The following is a 14,932-nucleotide window of genomic DNA, read 5'->3' as shown; positions in this document are numbered from 1 at the left end:
CGGCTCAGGGTCCGGTATGAGTGAAAAGCGCCCAGAGGAGCGGGGCGTACGGCTTGCGTTCTCGCAGGGCGAGCACCGCTTCGTGCAGCGCGACGGCGGTTTCCGCCGGGTCCAGGCCGCCCTCGCCGTCCCCCAGCCGCGCGTAGACCCGGGCGGCCACGTCGGGGGCCGTGCTGTCCTCCAGCTGCCACTGGGCGCCGATCACGTGCCGGTACCCGGCCAGGTGCACGGCGGACGACAGCGTGATCGCCTCGTCCGACAGGAGCTCGTCGCCGCGCGAGGTGTCGCACCCGGACAGGAAGGCGAGCTGGGCGTGGTCGGACAGGTCGAGGGCGGCCAGGTCGCGGACGGACAGCGGGCCGTCCTGGAGGGCCAGCCACGCGTGGAACGGGCTGGCCGTGTCCTGCGCGCCGTGGCAGGCGAAATGCGCCCACGGGCTGGCCTTCAGCACGGTGGTCACGGCCTCGCGGGTGGCGCTCGGGCCGGTCAGCAGGCGGGCGCCGGGGAAGTGCGCGCGGAAGATCGTCTCCTCCTCCGCCGCTCCAGGCAGGTCGGCCGCGCCCGGCGTGACGGGCATGGACACGATGAGGGGCCGCCCGCCCGGCCGTGCGACGGGCGGCGGGAGCGACCTGACGTGGGCCAGCGCCCGCACGGTCGGCGTGTAGGAGGACACGACCCGGTCCATGACCGTCCGCCGCGCGCGGTGGTCGCCCGAGGCGTGCAGGGGGAGGAAGACCGCCAGGCCTGTGGGGCACCACCAGACCCGGCGGGCGTCGGGGATCCGGTCGAGCACCGGTTCCGTGATGGTGTCCCAGATCCAGCGGAGGGTCTCCTGGACGGTCTCCCTTGCTGTGAGCTGCGCTTCGAAGTCGTGGACGTTCCCGGCGAGCGCGTCGATCGCCCCGGTGAAGCCCGCCACCCGCTCCCCGACCACGTCGGCGGACACGTGGGGCAGCGGGACGACGGTGACGTCGCCCGCCTCGACGATGAGGGCGTCGCAGCGGTATCCGCTGACGTTGAGGACGACGACCGGCCCGTCTGAGGCCGCCTCCGCCAGCCGCTCGAAGCCCAGAGACCGGTGGAAGTCCGCGAACTCCGGGTGCCGCCTGATCTCGGCGAGCAGATCGGCATGCCGCCGCGCGGCCGCATGCCGCCGGTCCATCACGTCCGACGGCGCACCCTCGCCGGACGGCCCACTTCCACCGGACGGCCCGCCTCCACCGGACGGCCCGCCTCCTTCGGGTCGCGCGCTCCCACCGGGCCGCGGCTCTGCGGCGGGTCGCGGGTTCTGGTCGGGTTGGGGGTTCTGGTCGGGTCGCAGGTCCAGCTCGGCGTAGACCTCGGCCAGCTGGGCGGCGAGCTCCGGCAGCTCACGCGCCAGCCGGTCCTGGCCCGTCCTGGCGTCGAGCGCCTGCGCCAGGAGCACCCCGCGCCCCTGCTCCAGCAGCTCGACGGCGCGCCGCGGCGCGCCCGTCTCCAGCGCGCAGGCCGCCGCGTCGCTCGCCGCGCCCTGGAACTCCGCCAGCAGCCGCTCCTGGTCGCCGGGGTTCAGCCCCCGCCACGCCATCGCCTCCAGCAGCGTGACCATGACGCAGAAGCCCTCCACCGCCAGCGCGAAGTCGCCCAGTCCTGCCGCCAGCCGCCCCCAGAACCGCGCGGCCCCCGCCCGCGACCCGGCGGGAGCCGCCTCGATCGCCGCCGTCTCGCGCAGCGCCGCGATCGCCTCGGCGCGGAGCCGCGGCGCCTCGTCAGGCTCGTCGTCGGCCCAGCGGTCGAGGATGACGGCGAGCTGGTTGAGCACGCTGGCCCTGCGCGGCTGGCCGGGCGGCGTCAGCTCCAGCGTCTCGCGCAGGAGGCGGACGACCTCCGGATAGGGCGCCGGCTCGCCGGAGGCCCGCGCGCGCAGCGACAGGGCGACGCCCAGCGCGGACAGCCACAGCGGGTACTCGGTGTGGGTGACCGGACCGGCGGCGATCGCGCCCTGCAGCATCTCGACGGCCTCGTCCAGATCGTCGACCACGTGGGCGGGCCGGGGACCGTCACGCACCTCGAGGACGAGCCGCGCCAGCGACTCCGTGTCCTCGGGCAGGAGCGCCTCGCCGCCGGCGAGGAGCTGGATGAGCTGGGTGACCTTCCGTTCCCGCTCGTCCACCAGGGCGGCCTCGGACTGCGAGATCAGCGCCAGCCCGAGGCTGGCCATCATGCCCGCGCGGCCCACGTGCGAGGGATCGAGCCTGGCCAGGCCCGCCCTGAGCAACTCCACCGCGCTGTCCGCGGAGGAGGCGCGGTCGTGGACCATGAGCGCGTTCGCCAGGTTCCTCGTCGCCAGCCCGCCGTCCGGCGTCTCCTTCGGCACCGAGGCGACGGACTCGCGCAGGATCAGCCGCGCCTCCTCCAGCGCGCGGGTGTCGTCGTACTGGACGTAACGCTGGAAGAGCGCGCTGCCCAGGTTGGACAGGTAGCCGCCGCGCAGGGCGTGCTCGCGCGGGGTCAGGTTCGCGCACTTGCGCAGCGCCTCGATCCCGGCGTCGAGGTCCTTCTCCTGCCCCGTGGTCTCGAACCGCGCGACCAGGGAGCCGCCGAGGTTGGCGAGGTAGAGGGCGGCGTCGTAGTGGTAGTCGGAGGTCGAGCGCACCGCCTCGGTGTGCGCCTCGACGGCCCCGTCGAGGTCGGCCAGGCGGCCGCTGCGCTCGAAGGAGTAGTGCAGGGCCGTGCCCAGGCAGGTGTAGGCCATGCCCCGGTTCTGGTGGTCGGGCGGCGTCTCGGCCACGCCCTGCCGGCACAGCCGCAGGCACTCGGTCAGGTGCTCGGCGCGCCCGGTGATCTGGTAGGCGATCGAGTAGGTGTTGGCGAGGTTCGCCAGGAAGAGACCGCGGTCGCGGTCGCCCTCGGGTAACCGGTCCACGCCCGCCTGGAGCAGCTCCTGGACCGTCCTGAGCTCGGCGGCCGAGCCCGTCGCCTGCATCCTGCGCCCCATCGCGGTGCCCAGCGCGGACAGGAGCTCGGCCTGCGCGGGGTGGTCGGTGGGCAGCTGGGCCAGTGTCTGCCGCATGGCCGCGATGACCTCGTCGAGGAGCCCGAGCCTGCGGGTCATCATCGCCATCATCGAGGCGTAGTAGCTGATCGCGATCAGGTGGTCGGCGCGGAGGGCGTGGTCGTCGGGCAGCAGGGTCAGCTGCTCCTTGACGTGGGCGATGACGCGGTCGGGCGTGAAGACCTGGTCCGACATGCCGATGCCGTGGTCGAGCTGCCAGCCGAGCCCCGCCCTGATGCTGCGCCGGTCGGTCTCGGTCGCGGTGGGGAAGCGCTGGCGCACGACCTCCAGCAGCTCGCGCAGGCGCCGGTCGCGGTCGGGCAGGTCCCAGCGCCCCAGGAGCAGCATGGCCAGCTTGACGACCCGCGACAGGTAGTAGGTGTGGTCGGGGCTCGTCTCGCGCACCAGCCGGGTCAGGATCGTGTGCTGCTCGTCCTGGCTCCGCTTGGCCTGGTCCGGGTCGAGCTCGTCCCGCCTTTCGAGCGCCAGCACGAGGTTGACCATCGCGCTGTCGCGGTACTCGGGATGCAGCCCGGGGCTGTCGCACGCCTCGCGCAGCAGGACGACGGCCTCGTCCAGCACCGCCCGGTTCGCCGCCGCCATCGTGCGGTCCGGCCGGTGCAGGTTGTAGTCGTTCAGGAGCGCCGTGGCACGGCTCAGCTTGGCCGAGGCGTCGCCGTCCGTCCCCTGAGCCAGATGTACGGCGGAGCGGTGCACGGCCAGGGACTCCGCGATGTCCGCGACCTGCCCGACGTCGTCGAACCTCATCGACAGCCCGTCGCCCAGCGCGGACATCCACTCCACCCGCTCTGGATGGTTCTCCGGCACCAGCTCCAGCGCGCCGCGCAACGCCTCCAGGGCGTCGTCGAGCTGCTGTCGATCGTGTGTGGCCGGGTACTCCCTGATGGTCCACGCCGCACGGCGGGCCGTGCGGACCGCGCGGCTGCGTCGAAGCACCCGTCCCCTCCCGCGAGGCCGATTCTGGTTGTATTAGAACACCTTCCGGCCCGGTGATCCGAGGATGTGCGTGTTTCTACCCACCTACCTGGACGGCGTTCGGCGGCGAATGGTAAACACCAGCCATGGCAGACCTCCCGGACGATCGCCACGCGCTGGCGGCCCTCTGCGGGAACCTTCCCCGCCTCGCCCGCATGGCCGAGGCGGAGGGGTGGACGGCGGAGCTCGACGAGGCCCACCGCGCGCTCCGCGAGGGGGACCGCCGCCCGAAGGAGGTCATCGACGACCTGAGCGGGCTGCTCGGCCTGGACGTGCTGGCGCGCGGCAGGCCCGTGATCCCCGATCTCCCGTCCGCGGGACGCCTTCCGCCGCCGCCGGGCGGATACCGCTGCCCGGCGGACCGCTGCCCGCGCGAGGCCAGGTCCGAGCCGGGCGGGGCGGTTCCCACCTGCGAGGTCTACGCGGTCCCGCTGAAATACTCGCCGCGGTGAGCGGGTTCCTCGCCGGTCTCGGGCAGAAGCTCGCCGAGCGGTGGCTGGCCGTGCTCGTCCTGCCCGGCGCGCTCTTCGAGGCTGTGACCTGGCTCGCCGCCGTGCTCGGGCCGCTGCGCCCCTGGGACGCCGGGTTCCTCGTGGCGCGGGCGGCCGCCCAGACCAAGGCGCTGGACGGCGCGCCGGTCGCGCAGGCGCTGCTGCTGGTCGGTCTCCTGCTCGGCGCGACGGCTGCCGGGCTGGTCGCGACCGCGCTCGCCGGGCCCGTCCTGCGGTGCTGGTTCACGACCAGGCCCAGGTGGCTGGTGGAGCGGCGCAGGGACCGCTGGGACGACGCGCACCAGGCTTACCTGGCCGCCGCTGCGCGGAAGGGCGAGAGCGCGCAGGACTTCGCGCGGCGCAGGGGCGAGCTCGCCGCCCGGCGCAACGCCATCGCCCTGGCCAGGCCGTACCGGCCGACCTGGATGGGCGACCAGATGGACGCGGCCGTCACGCGGGTCCACAACCGCTACGGCCTCGACCTCGACGCGGCGTGGCCGCGGTTGTGGCTGGTCGTGCCCGACCACGTCAGGACGACGATCGGCGACGCGCGCACCAACCTGGCCGACGCGGCCGCCACGGCTGGGTGGGGGCTGATGTACCTGGCCGTGTCGGCGGTCACGCTCTGGTGGCCCGCCGCCCTGATCGGCGCGGCGACCGTGGCGGTCGGCTGGCGGAGGGGGAGGACCGCGACGGCCGCCCTGGCCCAGGTGTGCGAGTCCACCGTGGACCTCTACGGCGCGGAACTGGCCAAGGCCGTGAACGTCCCGCTGGCCGACGGGCAGCTGAACCAGACGGTCGGCTTCACCATCACCGAACTGTTCCGCAAGGGCGCGTGAACATGCCCGCGCCCCCGGTTCGGCAGGGAACCGGGGGCGCGGGCCGTATGGGGAAAAATCAGCCCATGTGTGGGTAGCGGTGGTCGACCGGGGGCACGAAGGTTTCCTTGATCGTGCGGGCGTTCACCCACCGGATCAGGTTGAAGATCGAGCCCGCCTTGTCGTTCGTGCCCGAGGCGCGCGCGCCGCCGAACGGCTGCTGGCCCACCACGGCCCCCGTCGGCTTGTCGTTGACGTAGAAGTTGCCCGCCGCGAAACGGAGCTTCTCGGACGCCGACGCGATCGCGTACCGGTCCTGCGCGATGATCGACCCGGTCAGCGCGTACGGCGAGACCGACTCCATCTGCGTCAGCACCGAGTCGAACGACGAGTCGTCATACACGTGGACGCCCAGGATCGGACCGAAGTACTCCTTGACGAAGATCTCGTCGGTCGGGTCGCCGGACACCAGGATGGTCGGCTTCACGAAATATCCGACCGAATCGTCGTAGGACCCCGTGACGACCTCGATCGAGGAGGTCGCCCGCGCCCGGTCGATGGCCGCCTTGTGCTTGGCGAACGCCCGGTCGTCGATGACCGCGCCCATGAACGTCGACAGGTCGGCCGCCACGTCCCCGACCGTCAGCGACTCGGCGACCCCGACCAGGTCGTCCTTGATCTGCGACCAGATCGACCGCGGGATGTAGGCGCGCGAGGCGGCGGAGCACTTCTGCCCCTGGTACTCGAACGCGCCGCGGACCAGCGCCGTGGTGAGCACCGCCGGGTCGGCCGACGGGTGGGCGAGCACGAAGTCCTTGCCGCCGGTCTCGCCGACCAGCCGCGGGTAGGCGTGGTAGCCCTGGATGTTGGCGCCCACCGTGGACCACAGGTGCTGGAACGTCGCCGTGGAGCCGGTGAAGTGGATCCCGGCCAGCGCCGGGTGGGTCATGGCGACGGAGGAGACGGCCGAGCCGTTGCCGGTGACCATGTTGATGACGCCCGGCGGCAGCCCGGCCTCCTCCAGCAGCCGCATGGTGAAGTGCGCGGCGAACTGCTGCGTCGGCGACGGCTTCCACACCACGACGTTGCCCATCAGGGCAGCCGAGGTCGGCAGGTTGCCGGCGATGGCGGTGAAGTTGAACGGGGTGATCGCGAGCACGAACCCCTCGAGGGGGCGGTACTCCAGCCGGTTCCACACCCCGGGCGAGGAGACCGGCTGCTGGCTGTACAGCTCACGGGCGTAGGCCACGTTGAACCGCAGGAAGTCGATCAGCTCGCAGGCCGCGTCGATCTCCGCCTGCTGCGCCGACTTCGACTGCCCGAGCACGGTCGCCGCGTTCAGCGTCGCCCGCCACGGACCGGCCAGCAGGTCGGCCGCCTTGAGGAAGATCGCCGCCCGCTCGTCGAACGACAGCGCCCGCCAGGCGGGCGCCGCGCGCAGCGCCGCGTCGATGGCATCCTGCACGTCCTGGGGAGTAGCGTCGTTGGTACGCCCCAGGACGGAGGCCTTGTTGTGCGGCTGCACGACGTCGATCGCCGCGCCGCCGCCGAGCCGGGAGACCCCGTCGATCGTCATGGGCAGCTCGATGGAGTTGCCCGCGAGCTCCTTGATCCGGTTCTCCAGCGAGGTGCGCTCCGCACTGCCCGGCGCGTAGCCGTACACCGGCTCGTTGGCCGGAACCGGGACGTTGCTGATGGCATCCATGATCACTTACCCCCAAGGGCACGAAGGAAGAAGGCGACGTTGGCCGGGCGCTCGGCGAGGCGGCGCATGAAGTAGCCGTACCAGTCGTCGCCGTAGGGCACGTAGACGCGGACCGGGTGGCCGGCCCCCGCGAGGGCCTCCTGCTTGTCGGTCCTGATGCCGTAGAGCATCTGGTATTCGTAGTCGCCGATCGAGCGGGCGAAGCGGTCGGCGAGCAGCTCGGTGATCGAGATCAGCCGGTCGTCGTGCGTCGCCACCATGGGGTATCCCTTCCCCGCCATGAGGATGCGCAGGCATCGCACGTAGGCCTTGTCGACCTCGCTCTTGTCCTGGTGCGCGACGGAGGCGGGCTCCCGGTAGGCGCCCTTGACCAGCCGTACCCTGGACCCCTCCGCCGACAGGTCGCGCAGGTCGGCCTCGCTGCGGAACAGGTAGGCCTGGATCGCGACGCCGGTCGACGGGAAGTCCTCGCGGAGCTTGCGCAGGATGCCCAGCGTGGAGTCGACCGTGGTGTGGTCCTCCATGTCGAGCGTGACGGTCGAGCCGCTGAGAGCGGCGGCCGAGCAGATCTCGCGGGCGTGCTCCAGGGCGAGCGAGTCGCCGAGCTCCTGCCCCACGGCCGACAGCTTCACCGACACCTCGGCGCGCCCGCCGAGCCCGAGCGGCCGCAGCGACTCCAGCAGCGTGACGTACGCCTTGGCCGTCGCGGCTGCCGCGCCCGCGTCGCGCGTCTCCTCGCCCAGGTGGTCGATGGTGACGGTCAGACCGGCGTCGCACAGGCGCTCGGTGGCGTCGCAGGCTTCCTGGACGCTCTCACCGGCCACGAAGCGGTCGACCACCTTGCGGGTGAGCGGGAATCCGGACACCGTACGCCGCACCAGGGCGCTCCGGGATCCGGCAAGCAGAAGTTGACCGAGCATGCTACAAGCGTAAAACGCCAGTTCAGAACGTCTCCATCGACCTCTGTAACGCGGGTTGTGGCAGGCTGTCATACAAATGCACAACACAGCGGATCTACAGGAGACCGTCGACGAGATCGCCCGTGTGCTCGGGGCTTCCGCGACGCTGGAGGACCGGTCGTTCCGCCTGCTCGCGTACGGCGCGCAGCACGGCGACATCGACACCGTCCGCCAGGAGTCCATCCTGCGCAGAGGCGCCTCCCAGGAGGTGCGTGACTACTTCGAGGGCTTCGGCATCGTGACGGCGGAGGGCCCGGTCAGGATTCCGGCCGCGCCGCAGCTCAAGGCGCGCGTCTGCTGGCCGCTGCGGCACCGCGAGGTCACCTACGGCTACCTGTGGCTGCTCGACTCGGGCAGCCTGACCGACGCCGCGCTGGGCCGCGTCGCGCCGCTGGTGGCCAGGGCGGCCGCCATGCTCGCCCAGGAGGCGCGCACCCGCCAGGACCTCGGCCGCGGCCTGCGCGCCCTCCTCTCGTCCGACCCGGAGGAGCGCTCCGGGGCGTCGGTGGAGGTGCTGGGGCCGGTGGCGGCGATAGCCGTACGGGAGTCGCCTGAGCGGGTGGCGGCGCTCTGGACGCTGCCGCGCGGGGTGTTCGCGCTGGCGGGCTCGCCGGTCGCGCTGCTGACCCCGGCGCATCTGGCGGCCGAGGTGGCCAGGTCCCTGCAGTCGGTGTACGGCACGGCAGCCGGGCTCGGGGGGCCGCGCGAGGATCCGGCTGAGGCGTGGCAGAGCTGGCGGGAGGCGAAGCACGCGCTGCGCATCGCCGAGCATTTTCCGCGTTTCGCGCCGGTGGCGCGGTGGTCGGAGCTGGGGGTGCACCGGTTGCTGGCGCGGCTGGGGCAGGCGGACCTGCGCGAGCTGGCCGCCGAGGCGGAGGGGCTCGACGGTGAGCTCGGTCACACGCTGGAGGCGTATCTCGACCTTGGGGGGCATGTGCAGAAGAGCGCGGCGGAGCTGGGTGTGCACCGGCAGACGCTCTACTACCGGCTGGCGAAGGCGGAGCGGTTGCTGGGGCGCGACCTGAGCGACGGCGACGACCGCCTCGCCGTACACCTCGCCCTCAAAGCCGCCCGCCTCCTCCCCCCAGGCCTATAAAACCCAACCCCTCAAGAAGGACCCGACCCCTCAAGAGGGACCCGCCCCCTCAAGAAGGACCCGCCCCCTCAAGAAGGACCCGCCCCCTCAAGAAGGACCCGCCCCCTCAAGAAGGACCCCGGCCCCCAGCGGGCCCTGGCCCAAGAGGGACGAGTGCCCTGAGGGGCGAGTGCCCGCGAAAGGCGGGTGCCCGTGAAAGGCGGGTGCCCGTGAAAGGCGGGTGCCCGTGAGGGGTGGATGGGCGCCCAATAGGGGCGGGCCCCCGTGAGGGGCGGGCCCCCGTGAGGGGCGGGTCCCCGTGAGGGGCGGGTCCCCGTGAGGGGCGGGTCCCCGTGAGGGGCGGGTCCCTGTGAGGCGCGGGTCCCTGTGAGGCGCGGGTCCCTGTGAGGGGTGGGCCCCTAAAAGGAGCCCAGCCACTCAAGGACCTCAAGTCCTCCAGAAACCCAAGGTGGTCAGAGGGCTAGGACCGGGGTGCCTTGTAGATCTTCACCCAGTCCACATACATCGAGACCGTGTCCGGCGTAGAGCTGTTGCGACAAGGCGACCACTGGTTGCAGACCACGTCGTTCTGCAGCGCCAGCCCCATCCGCCGCCCCTCAGGCACGTAAGCCCCGCTGTAGTCCCACACCTTCCGCCCGTCCAGCCAGAACGTCAGCCGCCCGGGCAGCCAGTCCACCGCGACCGTGTGCCACTGCGTGAAGTCGGCCCGGAGCTGCTTCTGCGCCTGCTCCTGCCCCCCGTGCACGAAGATCCCCCCACCCTGCCGCTTGGGGTCGATGATCTCGGCGAAGTCGATCTCGGAGTACTCGCCCCGGTCGTAAGGCATCAGCAGCACCACAGGCGTGTACCCGGCCCCGGTCTCCGCCTTGAACCTGACCTCCCACCTGCCGTACTCCTGCGCCGCCCGCGTAGACAGCCCGCCGGACAGGTCCTTGCCACCGTAGAAGCCGCCCTTGAGGCGCAGCACCCCACCGGAGACGCTCGTCGCCTTGCCGGTGCGGGGGTTCGTCTGAGCGCCGGGGGAGTTGTAGACCATCCACTTCGAGCTGCTCAGCCGGTCGAAGTTCTCCACGAACGTGGGGGTGCCCCAGGCGGACGTCGTCGCGTGCGCGCTCTGGGGGAGGGCGGCGGCCGTCAGGAGGACCACCGCCGCCAAGATCGAACTGCGAGATGACATGGGCCCCATAGAAGCAGAGATTTCACTTCTGTCACAGTGTTATGGCGATTTAGCATCCAGGTGGGAGCATGCCCGCATGGACGATCGTGTGCTCACCGCACTGCGCAGGCTCGTGGACACCGGCGTGCTCAGGCAGGACCAGCTCGACCCGGTCGCCACGGCCGTGTCCGAAGCCCTCGGCACCCCGCTCAAGGTGCGGTGGAACGAGATCGTGGCCTACGTCGGCGGCGCGCTCGTGCTGGCCGCCGCGACCACGTTCATGGGCCTGTCCTGGAGCAGCATGAGCCAGCCCGTCAAGGCCGTGACCCTGGGCGCCATCACCGTGGTCCTGCTCGCCGTCGCCGCAGTGCTCGGCCGCGGCGGGTCGCCGGTGCTGGCCCGCGTCGCCGCCGTCCTGGCCGCCCTCGGCTCCGGTACGGCGGCGCTGACCGCCGGCGTGCTCGCCACCTCCCACGAGGTGCTCGTCGGCGGCGCGGCCGGGCTCGTGGTGGCGGTCGCCGCCTACGTCCTGCTGCCCACCGCCATCGGGCTGCTGGCCGCGGGCGTGCTGTCCGCTGTCATGGCGGGCGGCCTCGCCGAGCTGTTCGACCAGGTGAACGTGCTGCCCTGGATGGTCGCCTACCTCGCGCTCGGGCTGGTCTTCGCCGTCCTCGCGCTCACCGGCGCGCTGCGCGCCCAGCGGGTGCTCGGCCTCGGGATGGGCGCGGCCTCCGCGCTGTTCGGCGCGCAGTGGCCGATCTTCGGCGACCTCCAGGTGTGGGGGTACGTCACCACCGCCGTGGTCGCGCTCGCCTGCCTGGCGCTCTACCGGTGGGAGCACACCTGGGTGCTGATCGTCGCCGGGGTGCTCGGGCTGACGCTGGCCCTGCCGGAGGCGGTGTGGCACTGGACCGGCGGCGCGGTGGGCGCCGCCGTCATCCTGCTGGTCGCCGGGCTCGTCCTGCTGGCGGCGGGCGGGCTAGGAGTCCTGCTGCACCGCTCCGTGAAGTGAGGCCAGCTTCGCCGCCACCCGCGCCCGGTGCTCGGCGTCCTTGTGGCCGTCGTACTTGAACTTGCCCCTGATCTCCTCGATCGCCAGCCGCAGCCCCCTGATGCCCGACATCAGCCGCGGCATCCGCGCCGGGTCGCCCAGCTCGGGGTCCAGCTCGGCGAGCTGGTGGCGCAGGATGTCCAGCTTGCCGTCCGCCTCGGTGACGATCTCGGCGGAGCAGACGAGCTGGACCGAGGAGTAGTAGGTGGTCGGCACCCCCAGCGACGGGTCGGTGCCCGGCTCGGCGCGCCAGGCGCCGGGGATGTAGGACCAGGGCCCGGCGACCGAGAGGACCACCTTGGGGTTCTCCTCGATCGCCGCCCAGATCGGGTTCGGCCTGGCCAGGTGGAGCAGGACCGTCGTGTCGTCCAGGAGCAGGAACTGTGTCGGCACCACGACCGGGACGTCCCTGCCGCGCCCGGCGGCGATCAGGTGGCCGAACTGGTTGTCGCGCACATAGGCCAGCGAGGCAGCTTCCGTGCCCGCGTCCCAGGGGTGTATGAGCATGCACTGCACCCTATAGGAATGCAGCATCCTCGTAGACCCTGGCCAGCTCGCCGCTGATGCGCTCCCACGTGTACCGGGAGCGTACGCGGTCGGCCCCGGCGAAGCCGACGGCCGTGCGCCGCGTCGGGTCGGCCAGCAGCTCGCGGGCCAGCCGCGCGGTCAGCGCCGGGCGGTCCGGCGGCACGAGCAGCCCGGTGACGCCGTCGACGACCGAGTCGAGGTGCGCGCCCACGGCCGAGGCGATCACCGGCACGCCGCAGGCCATCGCCTCCAGCGCCACCATCCCGGTGCTGGTGCTGCGCGGCAGGCTGAGGACGAGGTCCGCGCCGCGCATGAGCTTGGGCACCGAGCCGTGCGGCACCTGGCCGAGCATGGTGACCCGGTCGGCCACCCCGGCCTGCTGCGCCAGCATGCGCAACCTGCGCACCTCGCGGTCGTCGTCGAGGGAGCCGGGCTCGGGGCCACCGGCCAGGACGAGTTCGACGCCGGGCAGCCCGGCCAGCGCGCGGACCACGGTGGCCGCGCCGGACCCCGGGGTCAGCGGGCCGACGTGCAGCAGCCGCTGCCCCGCCGTACGCGCGGTGACCGGACCCTGTCGGCGGAACCTGTCCACGTCCACGCCGTACGGCACGACCGAGATGTGGTCGCGCGGGACGCCGAGCCTGATCAGCGCGGCCTCCTCGTGCTCGGACCCGGCGATGACGCCGTCCGCCCTGCGCCCCAGCGCCCGCTCCAGCTTCAGGTGCTCGGAGCCGCCGGGGTGGAAGGTCTGCATGACCGGCACGCCCAGCCCGCCAGCCCCGGCGATGGCGGCCAGGCCGCCGGTCCAGGAGTGGGCGTGGATGACGTCCGGCCGGTCCTGGCTCCAGCGCCGCATGAGCTGCGCGCCGACGTCGGACAGGTAGGGGGCGACGTCGTCGGCCGGCAGGTTGCGCGCCGGCCCGGCGTCGATCTGCTCCAGCGTGACCCCGCCGGCCACGCGTGACTTCGGCTTGCCGTCCGTGCGGTCGCGCCGCGTGTAGACGGTGACCCTGTGGGTACGGCCCAGCTCGCGGGCAGCGGCGAGAATATGGATACGACGGCTCTCCGCGACGGAAGCGACGATCGCGATGTTCATGGGGGCACACCTCGTGAAGACAGGTTCATCCACTGTGGTGTGCCTGCGTCTTAGGCACGTGTATCTGAAAACGACCATACCCGGATTCGGACCGCGCGCAAACCCCCGGCGTCAGACGGAACGCAGAGCGAGCACCACGACCTCGTCCCAGACCTGCCCCTCGGAGAAGGCGTGCCGGTCGTCCTCGACCGCCTTGACCACGGCCGCGGGCGGCTGCCCTGCGCACTTGCCCAGCACGTCGGCCAGCCGGTCCTCGCCGTACGTCTCGCCCGTCCTGTTGCGCGAGGAGATCAGCCCCTCCGAGTAGAAGACCAGCGTCTGCTCCGGGGCCAGCGTGACCTCCTCGACCCGCGTCTCGGCCTCGGCCGAGATGCCCAGCGGCACCCCGCCGCCTGAGGCGAAGCGCACGCCGCCGTCGCGCTGCACCACGGCCGCGGGATGGTGGCCGGCCGACGACAGCCTGATGGTGTCGCCCTGGACGAACCCGGTGACGGCCATCACGAACATGCCGGTGCCCTGCGCCACGAGCGCCTGGTTGACCTTGCGCATCACCTGGTCGGGATCGTTCTCCCAGGTGCTGAGCACGCGCAGGCCGCCGCGCACCATCGCGGTGACCGAGGCGGCCTCCTCGCCCTTGCCCGCCGCGCCGCCCAGCGCGAACCCCCACCCGCAGGACACGGGGAAGACGTCGTAGAACTCGGCGCCCACCGACGAACCTGGATGGTAGATGGCCGCCGCCTCGAACCCGGGCACGTCGGGCAGGCGCCGCGGCGCGACGCTCTGGGTCAGCGCCTCGGTCGCCTGCGTGCGGCTCTGGAAGCTGTGCAGAGCCTGCAGCGCCAGCCCGAGCTGCGCCCCGACCTCCTGGATCAGGCCGAGGTCGGCCAGGGTGAACGGCGGCCTGTCGTGCAGCCGCACCAGCGTCAGCACCCCCGAGCCGCCGATCGGCACGCTCAGCAGCGACCCGGCGCCCATCGAGGCGAGCAGCGGCCCCTCGTCGGACAGGCCGAGCAGCAGGTCGTCCTCGACCATCTCGTGCACCACCCCGGTGGCCTGCGAGAGCACCTGGGCCACCACGGGGGCGGCCATGGGCTCCGCCTGCTCCAGCAGCCGCACGACCGCGCCGAACGGCTGCTCGCGCGGCGGCAGCACGATCGAGCGGCGCACGCTTCCCTCGTGCGTCACATCGGCGACCACCCAGTCGGCCCAGTCGGCGGCCAGCAGCCGCGCCGCCCTGGGCAGCGCGAGCGGCTTCTGCAGGCTGTCCGGGTCGAGCAGCAGCGCGGCCATCCTGGCGAGCAGGTCCTGCCGCCTGGCGGCCAGCATGAGCAGCGCGCCGTCCGACTGGCCCTGGTGCGGCGTGGCCGGGTTGGGCGGCTGCACCTCCAGCGGCAGCGCGACGGCCGCGACCATCTGCTGGGGCTCGCCGGGCATCGACAGCCTGGTCAGCGCGAGCTGGATCACGTGCGTCCTGCCCTGGTGGGAGAGCCTCGTCTCGAAGGCCGCCGTGTGCCCGGTCTGCAGCACGGACGTCAGGTGCGAGCGGAACGCCGCCCGGCGCGAGAGGTCGACCAACAGCGGAAAGGGGCGGCCCACGAGGTAGCCGTCCGGGCTGCCGAGAAGCTTGCCCGTCTCGCCGTTGATCCGCCTGACCACGCCGCCGCCGTCCATCACGATCACGGGGACGGGGAAGGCCCTGAACACCTGGCGCAGCAGCTTGAGCTCGCGCTGCGTGCCACTGCCGCCGCCCTTCCTGCCCTGCCGCCCGGTCCCGTTGCGCAGCGCGGTGCGCGCCGACAGCAAGAGCTCCGTCGCGGTGTCGAGCTCGGCGAGCGCCGCCTCCAGCGTCGGGCCCTGCTCGTCGGGGTAGGCGGAGCGGGCTCCGCGCAGGGAGGTGATCCGCTCGGCCAGCTCGTCTACGGCGTGTTCCAGAGCGGTCAGGTCCATGGCTTCGGTCAAGTGATGTCCTCTTCTGGGGGCATAGTCGTTCTTTGAACGCTAC

The 14,932-nt window shown here is 72.5% G+C and carries 11 protein-coding genes; 4 read left to right on the top strand and 7 right to left on the bottom strand.

Features of this window, described 5'->3' with window-relative positions; genetic code table 11:
• Positions 1 to 4 precede the first annotated feature (4 nt).
• Positions 5 to 3,991 (bottom strand): CHAT domain-containing protein, encoded by a 3,987-nt coding sequence (locus tag ACIBG8_RS15720; RefSeq protein ID WP_397343416.1) that lies wholly within the window; start codon positions 3,989 to 3,991, stop codon positions 5 to 7.
• A 125-nt stretch (positions 3,992 to 4,116) separates the two neighbouring features.
• Between ACIBG8_RS15720 and ACIBG8_RS15715 the strand changes: the two genes are divergently transcribed.
• Together ACIBG8_RS15715 and ACIBG8_RS15710 are read left to right on the top strand one after the other, a co-directional pair.
• Entirely contained in the window at positions 4,117 to 4,482 is a 366-nt protein-coding gene (locus ACIBG8_RS15715; RefSeq protein WP_397343415.1) for a hypothetical protein, read from the top strand.
• Positions 4,479 to 5,360, top strand: a complete 882-nt coding sequence (locus tag ACIBG8_RS15710) for a hypothetical protein (RefSeq protein WP_397343414.1) — start codon at positions 4,479 to 4,481, stop codon at positions 5,358 to 5,360. The genes ACIBG8_RS15715 and ACIBG8_RS15710 overlap by 4 nt, the downstream gene beginning before the upstream one ends.
• Positions 5,361 to 5,418: 58 nt before the next feature.
• Here ACIBG8_RS15710 and pruA read toward each other — a convergent pair whose 3' ends face one another.
• Positions 5,419 to 7,044, bottom strand: coding sequence for an L-glutamate gamma-semialdehyde dehydrogenase (pruA, locus tag ACIBG8_RS15705; protein ID WP_397343413.1), 1,626 nt, complete (start codon positions 7,042 to 7,044; stop codon positions 5,419 to 5,421).
• Positions 7,045 to 7,046: 2 nt separating this feature from the next.
• Complete coding sequence (locus ACIBG8_RS15700; RefSeq protein ID WP_397343412.1) at positions 7,047 to 7,964, bottom strand: proline dehydrogenase family protein; 918 nt, start codon at positions 7,962 to 7,964, stop codon at positions 7,047 to 7,049.
• A gap of 76 nt (positions 7,965 to 8,040) precedes the next feature.
• Between ACIBG8_RS15700 and ACIBG8_RS15695 the strand changes: the two genes are divergently transcribed.
• Positions 8,041 to 9,099 carry a PucR family transcriptional regulator gene (locus ACIBG8_RS15695; protein WP_397343411.1) on the top strand — a complete coding sequence of 353 codons (1,059 nt, stop codon included), beginning with the start codon at positions 8,041 to 8,043 and terminating at the stop codon, positions 9,097 to 9,099.
• A 460-nt stretch (positions 9,100 to 9,559) separates the two neighbouring features.
• Here ACIBG8_RS15695 and ACIBG8_RS15690 read toward each other — a convergent pair whose 3' ends face one another.
• Positions 9,560 to 10,276: a glycoside hydrolase family 16 protein gene (locus ACIBG8_RS15690; protein ID WP_397343410.1), complete on the bottom strand. Its 717-nt coding sequence runs from the start codon at positions 10,274 to 10,276 to the stop codon at positions 9,560 to 9,562.
• Between the two features lie 76 nt (positions 10,277 to 10,352).
• Between ACIBG8_RS15690 and ACIBG8_RS15685 the strand changes: the two genes are divergently transcribed.
• A complete protein-coding gene (locus ACIBG8_RS15685) occupies positions 10,353 to 11,267 on the top strand; it encodes a hypothetical protein (RefSeq protein WP_397343409.1) in 915 nt (304 codons plus the stop codon).
• On the opposite strand, the gene ACIBG8_RS15680 is transcribed toward ACIBG8_RS15685, so the two are convergent.
• The 3 genes from ACIBG8_RS15680 to ACIBG8_RS15670 all read right to left on the bottom strand — a co-directional run bounded on the left by ACIBG8_RS15680 (position 11,235) and on the right by ACIBG8_RS15670 (position 14,889).
• Entirely contained in the window at positions 11,235 to 11,813 is a 579-nt protein-coding gene (locus tag ACIBG8_RS15680) for an FMN-binding negative transcriptional regulator (protein WP_397343408.1), read from the bottom strand. The two genes, ACIBG8_RS15685 and ACIBG8_RS15680, sit on opposite strands and share 33 nt — an antisense overlap.
• 10 nt (positions 11,814 to 11,823) lie before the next feature.
• Positions 11,824 to 12,930 (bottom strand): glycosyltransferase, encoded by a 1,107-nt coding sequence (locus ACIBG8_RS15675; RefSeq protein WP_397343407.1) that lies wholly within the window; start codon positions 12,928 to 12,930, stop codon positions 11,824 to 11,826.
• A 111-nt stretch (positions 12,931 to 13,041) separates the two neighbouring features.
• Entirely contained in the window at positions 13,042 to 14,889 is a 1,848-nt protein-coding gene (locus ACIBG8_RS15670) for a SpoIIE family protein phosphatase (RefSeq protein WP_397343406.1), read from the bottom strand.
• Positions 14,890 to 14,932 lie beyond the last annotated feature (43 nt).

The sequence above is a fragment of the Nonomuraea sp. NPDC050556 genome (assembly GCF_044457355.1).
In the GTDB taxonomy this organism is placed as follows: Bacteria; Actinomycetota; Actinomycetes; order Streptosporangiales; family Streptosporangiaceae; genus Nonomuraea.
This window is presented reverse-complemented; position numbering and strand designations above follow the sequence as displayed.